Source organism: Streptomyces sp. TRM68416 (genome assembly GCF_014596915.1).
Taxonomy (GTDB): Bacteria; Actinomycetota; Actinomycetes; order Streptomycetales; family Streptomycetaceae; genus Streptomyces.
Map to the genome: position 1 here is coordinate 138,266 of NZ_JACVWU010000010.1, position 18,559 is coordinate 156,824.

Sequence of the window (18,559 nt, forward strand, 5' to 3'; positions counted from 1 at the left end):
GAGAAGCCAGTAACATGCGGCGCCATGAGCTCCCCCACTGGGCCCGCGTCCGGCCTGCCAGTACGAATGCCGCGCCCCCGCCAGCCCGGGCGCCACCGCCGACCCGAGCCCCTGGCCGCACCCGAGGGCGCGCCCGCGCTCGTCCTCGCCGTGCCGGGCGCGCCCGGGGCCGCCACGCGCGGCCTCGCCGAGGAGGTCGTGAGCATCGCCCGCTCCGAGCTGCCCGGTCTCGACGCCCGGATCGGCTACCTCGACGGCGACGACTCGGAGTTCCCCACGCTCCAGGCCGTGCTCACCCACACCGCCCAGGAGCGCACCGCCCGCTACGAGCAGGCGGTCGCCGCCGGCGTGGACGCCAAGGAGCCCGAGGGGCCGGTCGCCGTCGTCGTACCGCTGCTCGCCGGCCCGGACAACGCGCTGCTGCGCCAGGTCCGCCAGGCCGTGATGGACAGCAGGGTCGCCGCCGACCTGACGGACGCGCTCGGCCCGCACCCGCTGCTCGCCGAGGCGCTGCACGTGCGCCTGTCGGAGGCCGGTCTGGCCCGTGCCGACCGGGCCCGGCTGTTCACCGTGGCGACGGCGGCGGACGGCATCATCCTGGCCTCGGTGGGCGGCGAGGAGGCCGTGCAGGCGGCCGGGATCACCGGCATGCTGCTGGCGGCGCGCCTCGCCGTTCCGGTGATGGCGGCGGCGCTGGACCAGGAGGGTTCGATCGCCTCCGTCGCCGAGCAGCTACGGTCGTCCGGCTCGCAGCAGCTGGCGCTGGCGCCGTACCTGATAGGGCCGGAGATCGACGCGGCGCTGGTCGAGGACGCGGCCAAGGAGGCGGGCTGCTCCGCCGCCGAGCCGCTCGGCCCCTACCCGGCCATCGGCAAGCTCGCCCTGGCCAAGTACACGACGGCGCTCGGCATCACTCCGCAGCAGCCGCACGGCACGCCGGTGCGCTGACCCGGGCGGCGCCCGCAGCACGCAGAACGACGAAAGGGCCCGCTCCGGAGCTTGGAGCGGGCCCTTCTGCATGCCCGCTGGGCGGGGGGGTGGGCGGAGCCATGGGCCTGGCCCTGGCTGCAGCTCTAGGTCTGGGTCTGGGGCTGGCTCTGGGTCGAGCTCTGGGGCTGACTCTGGGGCTGGCTCCAGCTCTAGCCGATGATCACGCAGGACGCGGCGGGTACCTCGACCGAGCCGCCGTAGCGGGGCAGGCCGGTGGCCGTGTCGACGGCGAACCAGGCCACGTCGCCGGAGCGCTCGTTGGCGGCGTACAGGAAGCCGTCGGCTTCGGCGAGGGCGCGCGGCCAGTGGCCGCGGCACGGCACGGTACCGAGCAGGCGCAGGGTCTCCCCCTCTACGGCGAACGCGGACAGGACGTCCTCGCCGCGGGTGGCGGTCCACACGAAGCGGCCGTCGGGTGAGGCGACGATGCCCGACGGGTAGGCGTCACCGACCGGCGCGCCGGGGAGAACCGGGGTTTCGGCCAGGGGTTTGAGGGAGCCGTCGGCGGCGTCCCAGCGGCAGACGGTGACGGTCGGGGTGAGTTCGTTGGCGATGTAGGCGAGGGTGCCGTCCGGGTGGAAGGCCAGGTGGCGGGGGCCGGAGCCGGGACGGAGCGCGTACTCGCCGTGGATGTCGAGGCGGCCGTCGGTCAGGGTGCACACGCGTACCGAGTCGGTACCGAGGTCGACGGTGACGGCCCAGCGGCCGGTGGGGTCGGACTGCGCGTGGTGGGGGTGCGGGGTCTGCTGGCGGGGGGTGTGCGGGCCCGAGCCGGTGTGTCGGAGCACGGCGGCGGGGGCGGCATCCGCGAAGGTTCCGTCGGGGTGCAGGGGGACGGTGGTGACGCTTCCGGAGCCGTAGTTGGCGGTCAGCAGGTGGCCGGCGTGGAGGGCGAGGTGGGTGGGGCCGCTGCCGTGTACGTCGGCGTGGCCGAGGAGGGCGGGCTTGTCGCCGTCGCGCACGCGGTACGCGGCTACCGTGCCCTCGGTCGTCTCGCTGACGGCGTAGAGGGTGTCGCCGTCGGGGGTGATCGCGAGGTAGGACGGGTCGGGCAGGTCGGTGATGCTGTCCTGGAGGGTCAGGGCGCCGGTGTTCGGGGTCACGGAGGCTGTCACGATGCCTGGGCCTCCGGCGGCCGTGAACGATCCGATGAAGGCCCGCCTGCGTTGCCTTTCGCCGTCTGCCACCGATGTCCCCTCTCGGTCGGGTGCGTCCGGGGGTGACGGTAGCAGTCGACATGTGCGGTCTAGACCAAGTGGGTGAGGTGTGCCGCGCGCGCGGTCTTCTGCGCCGGTTGTCTTCTTCGCCCCCGCCGCCCCTACCCGTCCCATCCCCCAGGGGCTCCGCCCCTTCGACCCCGCCAGGGGGCTCCGCCCCCTGAACCCCCGCGGGGCTTCGCCCCTGCACCCCACCGGGGCTTCGCCCCTGGACCCCAGCGGAGCGACGCCCCCGCACTCCACCGCAGCATCACCCCCACACCCCACCGGGGCTTCGCCCCTGGACCCCACTGGGGCCTCACCCTTGGCCCTGGGACCTCACCCCTGAACCTGGCGCCTCACCCTTGGCCCTGGGGCCTCCCCCTGACCCCCATCGACCTCAACGGCCTCCTTCTCAGGCTCCCCCCAGAGGGGACCCTCAGCAGGGTGGGGCTACCGGCCTGCGCCCTGGAGTCCGAGGGGGGTGGCCAGTTCGGTGAGGGCTTGTTCGAGGCTGTGGAGGTGGGTGAGGGCCGGGTCGGTGGCGGGGGGTTGCTGGGGGGTGAGGGGGGTGGTGTGGGTACCGCTCGTGAGGGCTTCGACCGCTGCCTCCACACGCCAGCAGGCCGCGGCCAGGCGGGCGTCGTGGGAGGCCACGGGGTCGGCGGCGACCGCTGCCAGGCCGCGGATCTCGCGGGCGCAGTCGTCGAGGAGGGTCAGGACGCGGCGGGCGCGGCGCTTGCGGCCCCGCATCGGGTTGAGGGGGTGGACGAGGGGCGCGACCGAGAGGCGGACACGGGCGAGGAGCTGTTCCAGTTCGGTGACCCGGGAGGCCGGGTCGGCGGTCGTGGAGCCGGCCAGGCGGGCTGCGGCCTCGGCGGTGGCCGCGTGGACGCAGCGCAGGGCCCGCTGGATCCAGGCGTCGGTCACCGCGTGGGTGGTCACGGGAAGCACGAACAGCACCGCCAGGACGGCGCCGAGCGCGCCCACGCCGGTCTCCGCCAGCCGCAGCGCCAGCAGCGCGGGGTCGAGGACGCCGAGAAGGCCGTAGAGGAGCTCGGCGAGGATGGTGACGCAGAGCATCATCCAGGTGTACGAGACCGCTGCCGTGTAGAAGATGCCGAAGACGCAGGCGGTGAGGAGGGCTGTCGACGGGACGGGGGCGCCTTGCAAGGGGACCGCTATGAGCAGGCCCAGGGCTATGCCGATCACCGTGCCGAGGACCCGGCGGAAGCCGCGGACCAGGGTCTCGCCGCGTGAGGTGGTGTTGACGAAGATCCACCAGGCGGCGCCGACGGCCCAGTACCAGCGCTCGCCGGAGACCAGCTGGCCGATCACGAGGGCGAAGGCGGCGCCCGCGGTCGCCTGGACGGCCTGGCGCGTGGTGACGCGGGCCAGGCCGGTGCCGTCCGGCGGCGCGGGGACGGCGGCGGGCGGGAGGCGGCGCTCGTAGCACCACAGGCCGAAGCGGACCGCGGATGCCACGAGGAGGGAGAGGAGGACGGCGGCGTAGAGCTCGGGGAGCTGGGGCGGGGTGGCCTGGAGGAACTGCGCCACGAAGAAGGTCATGAACGCGAAGACGCCCAGGCTGTGGCCGCGCGGGCCCCAGCGGCGCGCGTACACGCCCGCGCCGACGACCGCGAGGAAGGTGAGGTCGCGGGCGAGGGGGTGGTCGTGGAGGCCTGCCGCCGCGGCGAGCACCGGCAGGCCGACGAGCGGCAGCAGCGCGGTGGTGACCGCCTGGCCGCGCACCGTGGAGTCGGTGACCGTGAACAGGGCGAGCAGCGCGGCGAGGCCGCCGGTGACGGCGCCGACGAGGGAGTGTCCGGCGAGGCCGCAGGCGACGACCGCGAGACCGATCCCGAGCACGGCGCGCGCGGCGAAGCGCAGCCGCGCGCGGCCCGGGTCCGGAGCCATGAACACCCTCTTCAGCACTGCTTCCCGCCCCCTGCTCGGTCGTGGCACGAAAAAGGCGCCGCGGGGTCCGCAGCGCCATCGACGGCCTCATTGCAGCATCCGCCCGGCTGCTGGCTCAAGTCAGGTCGAATATGCTGGTCCATTGGTACAGGAGAAGGGGGTCCGGTCCGCCCGTGGGCGGGCCAACGGACCATGCGTGAGGAGGCAGGGCCGATGGCCGTGGACGAGCTGGACACCCGCATCCTGCGGCTGCTGCTGGAGCAGCCGCGCACCAGTGTGCGCGAGTACGCCCGCATCCTCGGGATCGCCCGCGGCACCCTGCAGGCCCGGCTCGACCGGCTGGAGCGGGACGGTGTGATCACCGGCACCGGCCCGGCGCTCTCCCCGGCCGCCCTGGGCCACCCGGTGCTCGCGTTCGTGCACATCGAGGTCACCCAGGGGCATCTCGACGACGTGGGCGACGCGCTGGCCGCCGTACCGGAGATCGTCGAGGCGTTCTCGATCACGGGCGGCGGCGATCTGCTGACCCGCGTCGTGGCGCGTGACAACGCCCATCTCGAGGACGTGATCCAGAAGCTGATCAGCATGCCCGGCGTGGTCCGCACCCGTACCGAGGTGGCGCTGCGCGAGCGGGTCGCGCACCGGCTGCTGCCGCTGGTGGAGTCGGTGGGCCGTACGGCCCGGAGGTGATCCTTGGCATGCTGGACCCCATGAGCAATCCCGGTCACCTCGCAGTCATCTTCGATCTCGACGGAACGCTCGTGGACAGCGAGCCGAACTACTACGAAGCCGGCCGGCAGCTCCTCGCCGAGCACGGCGTCCCGGACTTCTCCTGGGCCGAGCACGAGCGGTACGTCGGGATCAGCACGCTGGAGACGGTGACCTCCTGGAAGGCCCGCTACGGCCTGCGGGCCTCGGTGGAGGAGCTGCTGGCCGCCAAGAACCGCCGCTACCTCGATCTGGCCCGGTCCGCCACCCGCGCGTACCCGCAGATGCGGAAGTTCGTGGAGCTGCTGGCGGGCGAGGGCGTTCCGATGGCGGTCGCCTCGGGCTCCTCGCGGGAAGCCATCGACGCGGTCCTGGCGGGCACCGGACTGGACGCGCACCTGCACACCGTCGTCTCGGCCGACGAGGTCGAGCGCGGGAAGCCCGCGCCCGACGTGTTCCTGGAGGCCGCCCGCCGGCTCGGGGCGGCGCCGGGCGACTGCGTGGTGCTGGAGGACGCCGCGCCGGGCGCCGCCGCCGCGCACGCGGCCGGGATGCGGTGCATCGCGATCCCGTACGTGGCCGCCCAGGCCGACGCGCCCGAGTTCGCGACCGCCGACCTTCTGCTGCGCGGCGGGCAGGAGGAGTTCACGGCGCGTGCGGCGTACGACTGGCTCATGGCGGGGCGGGCGACGTACGCACCCTGATCCGCCGCGCCCGGCGCGTGCTTCAGCGGTAGTCCGGGTTGGGGGCGTCGAAGCGGCAGCCCGCGTCCCACTCGGAGCGCTGGTTGCCGTGGGCCGGGATTCCCTTGGCACGCTTGAGCATGGCGGCCACGTGCATCAGGTTCCAGGTCATGAACGTGGTGTTGCGGTTGGTGAAGTCGTTCTCGGGGCCGCCCGAGCCCGGGTCGAGGTACGACGGGCCGGGACCGGCCGGGCCGATCCAGCCGGCGTCCGCCTGGGGCGGAACGGTGTAGCCGAGGTGCTGGAGGCTGTAGAGGACGTTCATCGCGCAGTGCTTCACGCCGTCCTCGTTGCCGGTGATCAGACAGCCGCCGACCCGGCCGTAATAGGCGTACTGGCCCGCGGAGTTGAGCATGCCCGAGCAGGCGTACAGCCGCTCGATGACCTTCTTGGTGACCGAGCTGTTGTCGCCGAGCCAGATCGGTCCGGCGATCACCAGGATGTCGGCGGCCATCACCTGCTCGTAGAGCTGCGGCCAGGCGTCGGTGGCGAAGCCGTGCTCGGTCATGTCCGGGTAGACGCCGGGCGCGATGTCGTGGTCGACGGCCCGGATCACGTCCGTGCTCACCCCGTGCGCCATCATGATCGCCCGGCTCTTGTCGACCAGGCCCTGGGTGTGGCTGACCTGGGGCGAGGGCTTGAGCGTGCAGTTGACGAACAGGGCACGCAGGTCGTCGAAGCGGTAGGCGTCGTCGGAGGAGGGGTTCGCTGCGGTCATGTCGGCTCCTTCGCGCGGGGCGGTCGGAAGCAGCGTCTCGCGTGCGGGCCGTCCTGTCCCGCTTCGACCCACCGTGCGCCCGGCGCCCGGCGCGAGGATGCTGGAAGCACGATGACGATCGACGTATCCGTGGAGCGGGTCGTCCCGCTCCCTCCCGAGCGTGTGGCCGGTTATGCCATGGACTGGCGCCACGACGCCGACTGGACCCAGGGCATCCGGACCGCGGAGCTGACCCGTGAGGCGGACGCGGGCGGGTTCGGCGCGGGCGCCGAGGTCACCCGTACGGCGTCGTTCCTCGGCCGGCGCATCGACTACGTCCTGCGCGTGACGGCGTACGACCCGCCCCGGCTGCTCGACATGGAGTCCGTGGCGGGCCCGCTGCCGATGCACGTGACGTACGCCTTCGCGCCGCATCCCCGCGGTACCCTCGCCCGCATCCGCGTGCGGGGCGGTTCCGGCGGCTTCTACCGCCTGGCGGCACCCCTCCTGGCCCGCCAGGTCCGCTCCTCCCTGCGCAAGGACCTGCGCGACCTCGAACTCCGCCTCACGGAATGAGCACCGCCATGGCCTACGACGAAGGGCTCGTCCAGCGCGTACGGGAGCGGCTGGGAGCCCGCCCGGGGATCACCGAGAAGCGGATGTTCGGCGGGCTCGCGTTCCTGGTGCACGGCAACATGGCCGTCGGCATCACCGGCGACGACCTCATGGTCCGGGTCGGCCCCGAGGCCGCGGACGCGGCACTGGCACGGCCGGGCACGCGGGTGTTCGACATGACCGGCCGTCCGATGCGCGGCTGGATTCTGGTCTCCGGGCCTGTACTCGCGCAGGACGAGGCGCTGGCGGAGTGGGTGACGGAGGGGCACGCTTTCGCGGCGGGGTTGCCGGAGAAGTGAGCGGAGCGCTCCGCGGAAAGTGCCGTGATGTGTTGTCGTTCGGCTGCGGGCTCGTCGTGGCTGGTCGCGCCCCGTGGCGAAGCCACCCGTGGATACAGCCCCGCGCCCCTTTGGGGCGCTGCCGAGCCGTAGTCCAATGCGCCAGGTCCGCCTAGCCGCGGCGGCGGGGCTTGCCGCCGCGGCGGGCGCCGGTGGCCTTGCCCGCTCCCCCGCCCTTGCCTGAACCCTTGCCCGAGCCGCCGTGCTTTGCCGACCCGCGGTTCCTGGACGTGCCGCCTGCGCTCCGCTGTCCCTTGGCCGGGGCGGGCTTGGGCTGGGGGGCGGGGGTGCGGCCGCGGGTGCTGTTGACCGTGCGGCCCCGGACGACGCCGATGAAGTCCTCGACCAGGTCGGTGGTGGCCTCCTCCGGCCAGGAGAGCGCGATGCTCGACTGGGGGGCGTCCACCAGGGTGCGGTAGGTGAGGTCCTTGCGGTGGTGCAGCCGGGCCAGCGACTGGGGTACGACCAGCAGGCCGACGCCCGCCGCGACCAGCTCGACGGCGTCGGCCGTGGTGGCCGGGCGCTCGAATCCGGGCTCGCCGGGGGGCTGCTCCCAGCCGATGACGTCGTCCAGGGGGTGGAAGACGACCTCGTCCGCCAGGTCCTCCGCGGTGACCTCGTCGACGGCCGCGACGGCGTGGTCCTTGGGGATCACCACGACCGTGGTCTCGGTGTAGAGGGGGATCGCGCTGAAGACCGTACGGTCGACCGGCAGCCGGACGAATCCGGCGTCGGCGCCGCCGTCCCGCAGCACCCCGGGCGCCTCGGCGGCGGTGACCGCGAGCAGTTCGAGGGGGACGTCGGGGTAGCGCTCGTTCCAGATCCGCACCCACTTCGAGGGTGTCACTCCCGGGACGTACGCGAGCCGGAACGAAGGGGATACTTCCGAGCCTGTCACCTGGCCAGGTTACCGGCCGTGGTCGGCACTCGGTCATCCGGTCGATACCCTTGACGCATGACGCAGCACCAGAGCGCCCAGACGATGAAGCCCGCCACGGCGGCCAAGAAGCTGGGTGTGTACCTCGATGCCACCCCCGCCGAGTTCCGCGAGGGTGTCGTCTCCCGCGCCGAGCTGAACGCACTCCAGGCGGACCCGCCGGAGTGGCTGCGCGAGCTGCGCCGCACCGGCCCGCACCCCCGTCCGGTGGTCGCGGCGAAGCTCGGCGTGTCCATCTCAGGCCTGGCCCGCGGCGGGGTCACCGAGGCACTCACCACCGAGCAGATCGAGGCCCTGAAGCAGGAGCAGCCCGAGTGGCTGCAGAAGGAGCGCGCCACCCAGGCCGAGGTCCGCAAGGAGGGCGCCCGCATCAAGAAGCAGCAGGCCGAGCGGGCGGCACGACAGGACTCCTGACCCCCGCCTGCGCGAAGCCCACCCGGCTCCGGGTGCCGTAAAAACCCGAATGCGGACGCACGTACGACCCTGGGATCATCCCGGCATGCAGCGCAGCCTGGAATCCCTGGTCGTCCGACACACCTACCGGCTCCCCTCCCCCAACGGTCCCGCGGGGCAAGGGGCGGTCGCCGCGCGGCAGTTCGACGCGGCGCTGATGTCGGTGGGGTTCAAGCTGTCGGCGGAGCTGCTGGAGCATCTGTCGGGGCTGTCCGAGGACACGGTCGTCGACACCGCCGTCCGCACGCTCGCCACCGTCCGCGAGATGGTCGGCGACCATGTGCGGCACAACGTGTACTTCGTCGACTTCCCCGCCAACGTGCCGGACACACTGGACTTCTGGCGGGACTGCATCGCCAAGGCCCTCGCCGACGAGTCCGTGCGCCCCGGCGTTCTGGCCCGGTTGAGCACCGGTGTGGTGGACCTGCTGACCCTGCCGTCGTACGGCCGTTACCAGCACTCCTACGAGGAGATGCTGGCCGCCCACGCCGAACTGGTCCCCGCGGCCGGTGACCGGGTGACCCTGCTGCACCTGGGCGCCGGTCTCGACCAGGAGGTCACCGGCCTGTATCTGGCGCTGGCGGGGTCCTCCACCCCGCTGGGCGAGGAGCATCTCGCCGACCTCGCCGTGCTCGCCGGGACGTGCGCGGACGGGCCGCAGCCGGAGGCGATCCCAGTGCGGGAGAACCGGGCTGTCGTCAACCGGGCGCGGCTGGCGGCCGGTTCGGCTCCGCTGCTGGACACGGTCACCGATGTGCTGCGGCTGGCCTGCGCGCTGTCGGACGGTGATGTCACGCTGCAGGAGCGGACCCGTTTCCGGGCGCTGTCCCGTCCGGTACGCCGGGCGCTGCTCGCGGGACTGGACGCCGTGGTGGCGCAGGCGCCCGCCAAGCTGGCCGACGTAGCGGTGCACCGCGAGGCGTGGAAGCGGCTCGGTGAGCGGCTGCATCCGCACGAGTACCCGAAGTGGCCGCACGCCGCCGAGGTGTTCGCGGTGGCGCGCGGCGAGCGGAAGGCGCCGTCCTTCGAGGGGCGGCTGGAAGGGCTGCTCGACGCGGGGGACGTCGTCGGTGCGGCGGAGCTGCTCAAGGGCGCGCCCGGTCGGCTGTTCCGCTCCCTGGACCGGCTGCTGCGGCTGTGCGGGACGCGGGAGGAACGGGACGCCGTCGTGGCCGCCGCCGAGGCGGTCGCCCCGCAGGTCTCCGGGCGGGTCGTGCTGTCGGTGCGGGAGCATCTGCACAACCGGGGCGGGGAGACCGGCGCGCGCCGGGTGTTCGTCAACCGGATGGGCCGGGCGTGGGTGACCGGCGACGAGCGGGCGCCCGTGCCGGAGCCCGAGCGGGCCCGGCTGGTCGCGGCGCTGGACGCCGAGATCAGGCGCCGGCTGCCGGACCCCGGCCGTCTGCTGGTCGACCCGGACGTCCTCGACGTGGCGCTGCCGCTCAGCGGCCGGGCGACGGCGGCGGGGCTCGGTGTGCTGCCGCGGGGCTCCGTCTCGGCGGTCGACGGCGAGCTGCTGCGGTTCTTCGTGTACTGGAAGCAGCGGAGCCGGGTCACCGACTACGACCTCTCGGCGCTGATGCTGGACGCCGACTACGCGACCGTGTCCTGGCTGTCGTACACCAACCTCCGTGACGTGGACGGGGAGCACTCCGGGGACATCACCAACGCCCCGCAAGGCGCCTCGGAGTTCATCAACCTGCGTCTGGGTGCCGTGCGGGGCACGTTCGTCGTGCCGCAGGTCAACATCTATTCCGGGGAGCGCTTCGAGGAGGCCGAGGAGTCGTTCTTCGGGTTCATGCTGCGGGAGGGCGAGCAGAAGGGGCGGCCGTTCGAGCCGCGGACCGTGCGGATGAAGTCGGAGCTGCGCGGGCCGGGCCGGGTGGCGCTGCCGCTCGCCTTCGTGCGCGGGGAGGACGGGCGGTGGCGGGCCAAGTGGCTGCACCTGTATCTGCGGGGCACGCCGACGCACAACCAGGTCGAGGGCAACCGGGTGTCGGTGGCGACGCTGCTGCGCGGGATCGTCGAGCGTGAGCAGCTGACGGTGCGGTACCTGGCGGAACTGATGGCCGGCGGGGCGGTGGACGTGTGGGACGGTGAGACGGTCCCGGACGGGCCGGTCACCTACATCGGTGTACGGCGGCCGGACGGGCTGCACCCGGACTCGCGGATCGTGACCGTCGAAAATCTGCGCGACCTGATCCCGGAGTGACTGGTAGCGTGAGCAGCGGTGAGGCCATGAAGGGGCTTCCTTCTCCCCTGACGTGAAAACGTCTTTCCTGAACTAGTCCTTTCGCTCTCCTCGCTCTCGGTCCGCGGCCGCCCCGTTTCGGGGCGGCCGCGGACTTTTTTCAGCTGTCGTAGTCGACCGTCAGCGTCTCCGAGACCGGATACGACTGGCAGGTCAGCACGTATCCCGCGTCGACCTCGGCCTCTTCGAGGGCGAAGTTGCGGCGCATCTCGGCCTTGCCGTCGGTGACCAGGGCGCGGCAGGTGCCGCAGACGCCGCCCTTGCAGGCGAACGGCAGGTCGGGGCGGGTGCGTTGGGCGCCGTCGAGGACGGTCCGGTCCCTGGGCAGGGTCGAGGTGGTGGAGCGGCCGTCGAGGACGACGGTGACCTGGCTGACGGGTCCGTCGGGTCCGGCCTCCTCGTGCCGCACCTCGCGGACGGGCTCGTCGTCGGCGTAGAACAGCTCCTGGTGGACGCGGTCGCCGGGGACGCCGAGGTCGGCCAGGACGCGCCGGGCGTCCTTGACCATGCCGTGCGGTCCGCACAGCCACCAGTGGTCGGCGCCGCGCACGTCGACCAGGGCGCCGACGAGGGCCGAGAGGCGGTCGGCGTCGAGGCGGCCGGAGAGCACCTCGGCCTCGCGGGGTTCGCGGGACAGGACGTGGGCGAGCTGGAAGCGGCTCGGGTACAGGTCCTTCAGGTCGGCCAGTTCGTCGGCGAACATGACCGTGCCGGTGCGCCGGTTGCCGTAGAAGAGGGTGACGGTGGAGCGGGAGTCGGCGGCGAGGACGGACTCGGCGATGGAGACCATGGGGGTGATCCCGGAGCCGGCCGCGATCAGGACGTGGTGGCCGGGGGTGGTCAGGTCGGGGGTGAAGGTGCCGGTGGGGGCCATCACTTCGACGGTGTCGCCGGGGCGTACGTCGTTCACCAGCCACGAGGAGAACAGGCCGCCGGGGACCACGCGTACGCCGATGCGCGGGGCCGATCCGGCGGGCGAGCAGATCGAGTACGAGCGGCGCTCGTCGCGGCCGTCGATCTCGCGCCGCAGGGTCAGCGACTGGCCGGGCGCGAAGGCGAACTCCTCGGCGAGCTCGGGCGGGATGTCGAAGCCGACGGCGGCGGCGTCCTCGCACAGCGGCTGCACGGCGGCGACCCGCAGGGGGTGGAAGACCGGGCGGCGACGTGCCGGCCGGGCCGGGACCGGGCTCAACAGGTCCTCCATCAGATCTCCTTGAGGTACTCGAACGGTTCGCGGCAGGCGCGGCAGCGCCACAGCGCCTTGCAGGAGGTGGCGGCGAACCGGGAGGTCTCCTCGGTGTCCGCCGAGCCGCAGCGCGGGCACGCCACCGTGCGCCGGGTCGGGGACAGCGTGAGCGGGACCGGGCCGCGGGGTGCGGCGCCGGGCGGGGCGATGCCGTGCTCGGCGAGCTTGCGGCGGCCGGCCGGGGTGATCCAGTCGCTGGTCCACGGCGGGCTGAGCACGGTGCGGATCTCCACGCGCGCGTATCCGGCGTCGCGGAGCCGGGCGGCGACGTCCGCGCGCATCTCGGCCATGGCGGGGCAGCCCGAGTAGGTGGGCGTCAGGCTGACCACCACCGTGCCGTCGTCGGTCTCCTCGACGCCGCGCAGCACGCCGAGGTCGGCCAGCGTCAGCATGGGCAGCTCGGGGTCGGGCACCTGCTCGGCGAGGTGCCGTGCGTCGAGCAGGGTGGTCACCATGTCGCCTCCGGGTGGGCGCGGGCGACGCTCTGCAACTCGGCGAGCAGCGGGGCGAGATGCTCGGTGTGCTCGCCGTCGCGGCCGGAGCCGGGGGACGGCCGGTACACCGGCATGGGCAGCCCGGCCGCCTCGGTGACCTGCTTCAGCACGGCGACGACCTCGGCGCGGACGTCGCAGGCGGTGAACAGCTCGCCCAGGTAGGGGGCGGCCTGCTCGACGGCCCTGCGCATGCGGCGGTGCGACTCCTCGGTGCCGTCGCCCAGGCGCACCGCCCACTCGGCGGCGTACTGCCGGTGGTACGTCAGTTCCTTGACGCCCTTGGCGGCGACGGCGGACAGCACCGGGTCGGGGTGCGAGAGCAGCCGTTCGAAGTGGGCGAGGCGCCAGCTGGACAGGACCAGCAGTCGCACGATCGTGAACGCGAAGTCGCCGTTGGGGAGTTCGGCCAGGCGTACGTTGCGGAAGTCGGCGGGGTCGCGGAAGTAGGCGTAGGCGTCCTCGTCGCGGCCGGTGCCGTCGGCCTGGCCGGCCCGGGTGTAGAGCAGCCGGGCCTGGCCGAGCAGGTCGAGGCCGATGTTGGCGAGGGCGACCTCCTCCTCCAGCTCGGGGGCGCGGGTGATCCACTCGGCGAGCCGCTGGGCCGCCACCAGGGCGTCGTCGGCCAACGCCACGCAGGTCGCGGCGAGTTCGCCGGCGTCGACGCCCTCGGGCACGGTGGTGTCGACGCCGTGCAGGGGGTCCTCGAAGCCGGTGCCGTAGGCCCAGCGGGTGTCGTCCTCGTGGCCCTCGGCGAGGGTCAGGTAGACGTGGTCCTCACTCATCCCCGGCTCCTAAATGTGCGGGACATCGTCGGGGATGTCGTAGAAGGTCGGGTGGCGGTAGACCTTGTCGGCGCTGGGCGCGAAGAAGGGGTCCTTCTCGTCGCGGGTGGAGGCGGCGATGTGCTCGGAGCGCACCACCCAGATCGAGACGCCCTCGTTGCGCCGGGTGTACAGGTCTCGGGCGTGGGTGAGGGCCATCGTGTCGTCGGCGGCGTGCAGCGAGCCCACGTGGACGTGGTTCAGGCCGCGCTTGCCGCGCACGAACACCTCGTACAGGGGCCAGCTCTCGGTGTCGCTCATGCCGCCGGTTCCTTCCGGGCCCGCTTGGCCGCGTGGGCGGTGGCCGCCTCGCGCACCCAGGCGCCTTCCTCGTGGGCGCTCCTGCGCCGTCGCATCCGCTGTTCGTTGCACGGGCCGCCGCCCTTGATGACCCGCATCAGCTCGTCCCAGTCCGGGTTGCCGAAGTCGTGGTGGCCGCGCTCGGCGTTCCACTTCAGCTCCGGGTCGGGCAGGCTCACGCCGAGCTTGTCGGCCTGCGGGACGGTCATGTCGACGAAGCGCTGACGCAGCTCGTCGTTGCTGTGCCGCTTGATCTTCCAGGCCATCGACTGGGCCGAGTTGGGGGAGGCGTCGTCGGGCGGGCCGAACATCATCAGGGACGGCCACCACCAGCGGTTGACCGCGTCCTGCACCATCTCCCGCTGGGCCTCGGTGCCGCGCATCATGGTCATCAGCAGTTCGTAGCCCTGCCGCTGATGGAAGGACTCCTCCTTGCAGATCCGCACCATCGCGCGCGCGTAGGGGCCGTAGGAGCTGCGGCACAGGGGGACCTGGTTGCAGATGGCGGCGCCGTCCACGAACCAGCCGATCACGCCGACGTCGGCGAAGCTCAGCGTCGGGTAGTTGAAGATCGACGAGTACTTCTGGCGGCCCTCGATCAGGCGCGCGGTCAGGTCCGCGCGGTCGGCGCCCAGGGTCTCCGCCGCCGAGTACAGGTACAGCCCGTGCCCGGCCTCGTCCTGCACCTTGGCGAACAGGATCGCCTTGCGGCGCAGCGAGGGCGCGCGGGTGATCCACTCGCCCTCGGGCTGCATGCCGATGATCTCCGAGTGGGCGTGCTGCGCGATCTGCCGCACCAGCGTCCTGCGGTAGCCCTCGGGCATCCAGTCCCGCGGCTCGATCCGCTGGTCGCGCGCGATCGTCGCGTCGAAGTGCTCCTGCAGTTCGTCCGGCGGCGCGGCCCCGGCGGAGTCTGTCGTGGTCATCTGCACCAGCTTCCCAACCGACCATTCGTTCGGTACCAGTGTGACGCGTTTCCCCGCCCCGGGCAAGACCCGGAGCCGCCCTTGACAGCGGATGGCCCGCCTGATTGCTTGGCCGGACCGAATGATCGGTTGGGGCATCGGTGGACGAAGGAGTCGCGATGAGCAAGCTGGGCGAGCCTCTCCCGCACGATCTGCTGGACGAGGGCGAACGGCTCACCCGCGAGGAGCTACGGGAACTCCAACTCGTCCGATTGCGGGCGACGTTGCGGCATGCCTACGACCATGTCGAGCTGTACCGCAAGAAGTTCGACGCGGCCGGTGTCGGCCCCGAGGACTGCCGCACGCTGGAGGACCTCGCCCGGTTTCCCTTCACCACGAAGGCGGATCTCAGGGAGACCTATCCGTTCGGCATGTTCGCCGTGCCCATGGACCGGGTCCGGCGCGTGCACGCCTCCAGCGGCACCACCGGGCGCCCCACGGTCGTCGGCTACACGGAGAACGACCTGTCGATGTGGGCGGACGTCGTGGCCCGCTCCATCCGGGCCGCCGGCGGCCGCCCCGGCCACAAGGTCCATGTCTCCTACGGCTACGGCCTGTTCACCGGCGGACTCGGCGCGCACTACGGCGCCGAACGGGCCGGCTGCACGGTGATCCCGGCGTCCGGCGGGATGACGGCGCGCCAGGTGCAGATCATCCAGGACTTCAAGCCCGAGATCATCATGGTCACCCCGTCCTACATGCTCACCCTGCTCGACGAGTTCGAGAAGCAGGGCGTCGACCCGCGCGCCACCTCGCTGGAGGTGGGCATCTTCGGGGCCGAGCCGTGGACGGAGGAGATGCGCCGCGAGATCGAGGAACGCGCGGCGATCCACGCCGTCGACATATACGGGCTGTCCGAGGTGATCGGCCCGGGGGTGGCGCAGGAGTGCGTGGAGACCAAGGACGGACTCCACATCTGGGAGGACCACTTTTATCCTGAGATCGTCGACCCGGTCACGGACGAGATCACCGAGGAGGGCGAGATCGTCTTCACCTCGCTCACCAAGGAGGCGCTGCCGGTCGTCCGCTACCGCACCCGGGACCTGACCCGGCTGCTGCCGGGCACCGCCCGCTCCGCCTTCCGCCGGATGGAGAAGGTCACCGGCCGCTGCGACGACATGATCATCCTGCGTGGGGTGAACGTCTTCCCCACCCAGATCGAGGAGATCGTGCTGCGCACGCCCGGTGTCGCCCCGCACTTCCAGATCCAGCTCACCCGGCACGGCCGCATGGACCGCATGACCGTCCGCGTCGAGGCCCGCCCCGACGCCGGTCCCGAGCAACGGGAGACGGCCGCCGGGGCGATCGCCCGGGGCGTGAAGGACGGCGTCGGGGTGAGCGTCGAGGTGGAGATCGTCGCCCCGGAGACCCTGGAGCGCTCGCTCGGCAAGCTCAAGCGGGTCAAGGATCTCCGCCGCGGCTGACTCACACGTTCGGTACCTTCAGCTTCGCCCAGCTCACCCGGCCGGGGATGCCGTCCGCGTCCTTGCCGGTGTAGCCCAGCTTGTGCTGCCAGGCGGCGTAGGAGCGGCGGTCGGCCTCGCTCCACTCCGGTCCGGGGCCCACCTCGTAGCGGCCGCAGCCCTCCGCCACCAGGCGGCGGCCCATGGCGGTGATGACCGGGGACTTCTGTCCGATGTGGAAGAAGGCGCTGCCCGGGAACGGCTCGTACGACGGTTTCGGCGGCGTCGGCTTCGGTGCGGGCGCGGGCCCCGGCGCCTTGCCGGCCAGCCGGCCGGCGATGCGCCGGCGCATGCCGTCCATGGTGAAGCCGCGCGGGTCGACCTTGCCGGGCTGCCACTCCTTGTGGCCGATGACGGACCGCTCGCTCCAGCCGTGGTGCCGGCAGATCGCCGCCGCCACCTTCTCGATGGCCTCCTTCTGCGCCGCGGGCCAAGGGTCCCTGCCGTCCCCGAGGTTGACGCACTCGAAGCCGTAGAAGTGCCGGTTGCCGTCGGTGTCGGCCTCGTTGTCGGCGGGCAGCTTCGACTCGTTGATCACGGCCCGCAGGACGTCGCTGTCGCCGAGACCGGCGTGGTTGGCGCGGCCGTTGCCGACGAGGTGGACGTGGCCCTTCTTGTCGATGACGCCGTGGCAGAGGGGGCCGGGCAGGCCGGAGTAGCCGTTGTAGCAGATGTTGACGGAGGCTTCGGTGCCCTTGGTGACGGTGTGGTGGATCATCACGCCGTTCACCGGGCCCCAGGGGCCCTTGGAGTTGCGGTTGTGGGTGCGCCAGTTGCGCACCTCGTGCACCGTCAGGCCTTCCGCGCGCAGGATCTCCACCATCTTGGCAGCGCTCAGGGGCTTGGCCATCACTCGTCTCCTTCCGCTGCGGCCTCCGCCTCGGCGGTGGTCCGGGACGCGTCGTCGGAGGGGTCGTCCTCCGCGGCCTGTTCCTCACGGCGTGCCTGCTCCTCCGCCGCGAGGGCCGCCTCGTCGGCGGCCGGGACGTTCGCGGCCAGCGGGCCGAAGGCCAGGCGCAGGTCGACGGCGCCGTACTCGCCCTTGACCAGGGCGAGCGGGGCGAAGTGGCGCGCGATGCCGGCCGGTGCCTGAAGCAGCGGGCGGCGGGCCGGGTCGGTGGGCCATTCGACGCTGCCGGTGGCGGTGCGGGCCGGGACGATCCAGTGGTCGCCGGTGCGGTAGGTGCCGTCCTTGGCGAAGTACACCTCGACACCGTCCTCCAGGGGCAGCCACTCCCCCTCCGCCAGCGGCACGGCGCCGCCCTTGAGCTTGGTGGTACGGCCCTTGCGCCGGGGGCCCTCGTGATGGTCCCAGCGGCGCAGGAACGGGTTCAGGTGGGGCAGCCGACCGACGCCGGGGGCCGGTTCGGCGTGCAGGCGGACGCGGCGGCCGGGCAGGTCCAGTTCCTCGACCCGCAGCAACGGCAGGGGCTCCAGCCGTGAGGCGTAGGCGGTGTCGGTGAGCTCGACGAGGTCGCCGACGTCGAGGTCGAGCTTGTCGTCGTGGCCGAGGGACGCCAACTGCACCCAGGTGCCGTCGAGTTCCTCGACCGGGAAGACGACCGAGCCGTTCTCGCGGGACCACTTGAAGGTGGCGTCCTTCGCCGCGCCGCCCGCGTGCACCTCGACCCGGTACAGCTGGTTCTCCGGGCCGCGGTAGCGGGCGTCGGGCTTGACCAGGCAGGGGTCCTCGTCGGCGCGGTCGGGGCGCTCGCTGCGGGCGGCGAGCCGGGCCGAGGGCGCGGACTGACGTGCGGCCCACCGGTCGAAGGCCTCGCGCACGTCCTCCTTGGACGGGTCGGTGTCCTCGATGTCCAGCGCGGCCAGCGACAGCGGCAGCACCTGCCAGACCACCTTGGCGCGGGCGGCGGTGTCCGGCAGGGCGGCGCCGAGCGCAACCTCGCGCAGGGCGGGGTCCTCGGCGGCGCTCACCGAGCGCTCCCACACCTTCAGGTAGACGACGAAGGGCGCCTGGGCGGGCGAGGGCAGCCGGTCGCCGGGCTTCTCCGGGTCGCGGTGGGCATCGGGCTGGTCCCAGTACGTCCAGTACGCGGGCGGCTCGGCGCCCTCCTGCTCCTCGGCGTCCTCCTCGGGCACCGGCACACCCGGCGCCGGGCGGTCCGCGTCGCACAGGATGCCGTCGACGTAGTAGCGGCCGCCGTGGATGTACAGGGTGTCGATCTCGTGCCGTCCGCCCACGTACTCGATGCGGAAGCCGGCCGCGTCGCGCGGTCCGCCGTGCCGGCCGATGAGGTCGGCGGCGAGGGTGCGGGTCTGGTGGAGCTGGATCGCGGTCTGCTCGTTGGTGTCGGCGTCGAGCTGGACGCGGCCCTGCTGGGCGATGACCGCCGAGTAGTGCCGTTCCGGGCGGAACGTGAGGCGGGAGAGGTCAGCATGCATGAAGGGGGTCCCCCTGGTTCGAGAA

General features: G+C 72.7%; 19 protein-coding genes. 8 read left to right on the forward strand and 11 right to left on the reverse strand.

Features of this window, described 5'->3' with window-relative positions; translation table 11 throughout:
* The first annotated feature begins 24 nt into the window (after positions 1–24).
* Complete coding sequence (locus tag ICC28_RS18100) at positions 25–948, forward strand: sirohydrochlorin chelatase (RefSeq protein ID WP_188289626.1); 924 nt, start codon at positions 25–27, stop codon at positions 946–948.
* A 191-nt stretch (positions 949–1,139) separates the two neighbouring features.
* Here ICC28_RS18100 and ICC28_RS18105 read toward each other — a convergent pair whose 3' ends face one another.
* Together ICC28_RS18105 and ICC28_RS18110 are read right to left on the reverse strand one after the other, a co-directional pair.
* Entirely contained in the window at positions 1,140–2,177 is a 1,038-nt protein-coding gene (locus ICC28_RS18105; protein WP_188289627.1) for a lactonase family protein, read from the reverse strand.
* 462 nt (positions 2,178–2,639) lie between these two features.
* Positions 2,640–4,121: an FUSC family protein gene (locus tag ICC28_RS18110; RefSeq protein WP_188289628.1), complete on the reverse strand. Its 1,482-nt coding sequence runs from the start codon at positions 4,119–4,121 to the stop codon at positions 2,640–2,642.
* 195 nt (positions 4,122–4,316) lie between these two features.
* Here ICC28_RS18110 and ICC28_RS18115 point away from each other — a divergent pair, with 195 nt between their 5' ends.
* Both ICC28_RS18115 and ICC28_RS18120 read left to right on the forward strand, forming a co-directional pair.
* Complete coding sequence (locus ICC28_RS18115) at positions 4,317–4,793, forward strand: Lrp/AsnC family transcriptional regulator (protein ID WP_188289629.1); 477 nt, start codon at positions 4,317–4,319, stop codon at positions 4,791–4,793.
* 20 nt (positions 4,794–4,813) lie between these two features.
* On the forward strand, positions 4,814–5,515 hold the full coding sequence (locus ICC28_RS18120) for an HAD family hydrolase (RefSeq protein WP_188289630.1): 702 nt from the start codon (positions 4,814–4,816) through the stop codon (positions 5,513–5,515).
* A gap of 22 nt (positions 5,516–5,537) precedes the next feature.
* On the opposite strand, the gene ICC28_RS18125 is transcribed toward ICC28_RS18120, so the two are convergent.
* Positions 5,538–6,272, reverse strand: a complete 735-nt coding sequence (locus ICC28_RS18125) for a flavodoxin family protein (protein WP_188289631.1) — start codon at positions 6,270–6,272, stop codon at positions 5,538–5,540.
* 111 nt (positions 6,273–6,383) lie between these two features.
* On the opposite strand from ICC28_RS18125, the gene ICC28_RS18130 reads away from it, so the two are divergent.
* Positions 6,384–6,827: an SRPBCC family protein gene (locus ICC28_RS18130; RefSeq protein WP_188289632.1), complete on the forward strand. Its 444-nt coding sequence runs from the start codon at positions 6,384–6,386 to the stop codon at positions 6,825–6,827.
* A complete protein-coding gene (locus tag ICC28_RS18135) occupies positions 6,824–7,165 on the forward strand; it encodes a TfoX/Sxy family protein (RefSeq protein WP_223189031.1) in 342 nt (113 codons plus the stop codon). The genes ICC28_RS18130 and ICC28_RS18135 overlap by 4 nt, the downstream gene beginning before the upstream one ends.
* 151 nt (positions 7,166–7,316) lie before the next feature.
* Here the strand turns inward: ICC28_RS18135 and ICC28_RS18140 are convergent, their stop codons facing one another.
* The gene (locus tag ICC28_RS18140; protein WP_188289633.1) at positions 7,317–8,102 is read right to left on the reverse strand and encodes a LysR family substrate-binding domain-containing protein; all 786 of its coding nucleotides are present in this window, start codon (positions 8,100–8,102) and stop codon (positions 7,317–7,319) included.
* 57 nt (positions 8,103–8,159) lie between these two features.
* Between ICC28_RS18140 and ICC28_RS18145 the strand changes: the two genes are divergently transcribed.
* The gene (locus ICC28_RS18145; protein ID WP_188289634.1) at positions 8,160–8,555 is read left to right on the forward strand and encodes a DUF5997 family protein; all 396 of its coding nucleotides are present in this window, start codon (positions 8,160–8,162) and stop codon (positions 8,553–8,555) included.
* Positions 8,556–8,640: 85 nt separating this feature from the next.
* On the forward strand, positions 8,641–10,806 hold the full coding sequence (locus ICC28_RS18150; RefSeq protein ID WP_188289635.1) for a TerD family protein: 2,166 nt from the start codon (positions 8,641–8,643) through the stop codon (positions 10,804–10,806).
* Positions 10,807–10,945: 139 nt separating this feature from the next.
* On the opposite strand, the gene paaE is transcribed toward ICC28_RS18150, so the two are convergent.
* Genes paaE through paaA form a run of 5 tightly spaced genes read right to left on the reverse strand, consistent with a single transcriptional unit; the run spans position 10,946 to position 14,632 of the window.
* Positions 10,946–12,049 carry a 1,2-phenylacetyl-CoA epoxidase subunit PaaE gene (gene paaE, locus ICC28_RS18155; protein WP_188289636.1) on the reverse strand — a complete coding sequence of 368 codons (1,104 nt, stop codon included), beginning with the start codon at positions 12,047–12,049 and terminating at the stop codon, positions 10,946–10,948.
* Positions 12,049–12,546 (reverse strand): 1,2-phenylacetyl-CoA epoxidase subunit PaaD, encoded by a 498-nt coding sequence (gene paaD, locus ICC28_RS18160; protein WP_188289637.1) that lies wholly within the window; start codon positions 12,544–12,546, stop codon positions 12,049–12,051. The genes paaE and paaD overlap by 1 nt, the downstream gene beginning before the upstream one ends.
* Positions 12,540–13,367: a 1,2-phenylacetyl-CoA epoxidase subunit PaaC gene (paaC, locus tag ICC28_RS18165; RefSeq protein WP_188289638.1), complete on the reverse strand. Its 828-nt coding sequence runs from the start codon at positions 13,365–13,367 to the stop codon at positions 12,540–12,542. The genes paaD and paaC overlap by 7 nt, the downstream gene beginning before the upstream one ends.
* A gap of 9 nt (positions 13,368–13,376) precedes the next feature.
* Positions 13,377–13,667, reverse strand: a complete 291-nt coding sequence (paaB, locus tag ICC28_RS18170; protein WP_188289639.1) for a 1,2-phenylacetyl-CoA epoxidase subunit PaaB — start codon at positions 13,665–13,667, stop codon at positions 13,377–13,379.
* Entirely contained in the window at positions 13,664–14,632 is a 969-nt protein-coding gene (paaA, locus tag ICC28_RS18175) for a 1,2-phenylacetyl-CoA epoxidase subunit PaaA (RefSeq protein WP_188289640.1), read from the reverse strand. Before paaA ends, paaB begins: the two co-directional genes overlap by 4 nt.
* 158 nt (positions 14,633–14,790) lie before the next feature.
* On the opposite strand from paaA, the gene paaK reads away from it, so the two are divergent.
* The gene (paaK, locus tag ICC28_RS18180; protein WP_188289641.1) at positions 14,791–16,095 is read left to right on the forward strand and encodes a phenylacetate--CoA ligase PaaK; all 1,305 of its coding nucleotides are present in this window, start codon (positions 14,791–14,793) and stop codon (positions 16,093–16,095) included.
* A 1-nt stretch (position 16,096) separates the two neighbouring features.
* Here the strand turns inward: paaK and ICC28_RS18185 are convergent, their stop codons facing one another.
* Both ICC28_RS18185 and ICC28_RS18190 read right to left on the reverse strand, forming a co-directional pair.
* Positions 16,097–16,984, reverse strand: coding sequence for a peptidoglycan-binding protein (locus ICC28_RS18185; RefSeq protein WP_188289642.1), 888 nt, complete (start codon positions 16,982–16,984; stop codon positions 16,097–16,099).
* Positions 16,984–18,534, reverse strand: a complete 1,551-nt coding sequence (locus ICC28_RS18190; RefSeq protein ID WP_188289643.1) for a DUF6519 domain-containing protein — start codon at positions 18,532–18,534, stop codon at positions 16,984–16,986. The genes ICC28_RS18185 and ICC28_RS18190 overlap by 1 nt, the downstream gene beginning before the upstream one ends.
* Positions 18,535–18,559: the final 25 nt, after the last annotated feature.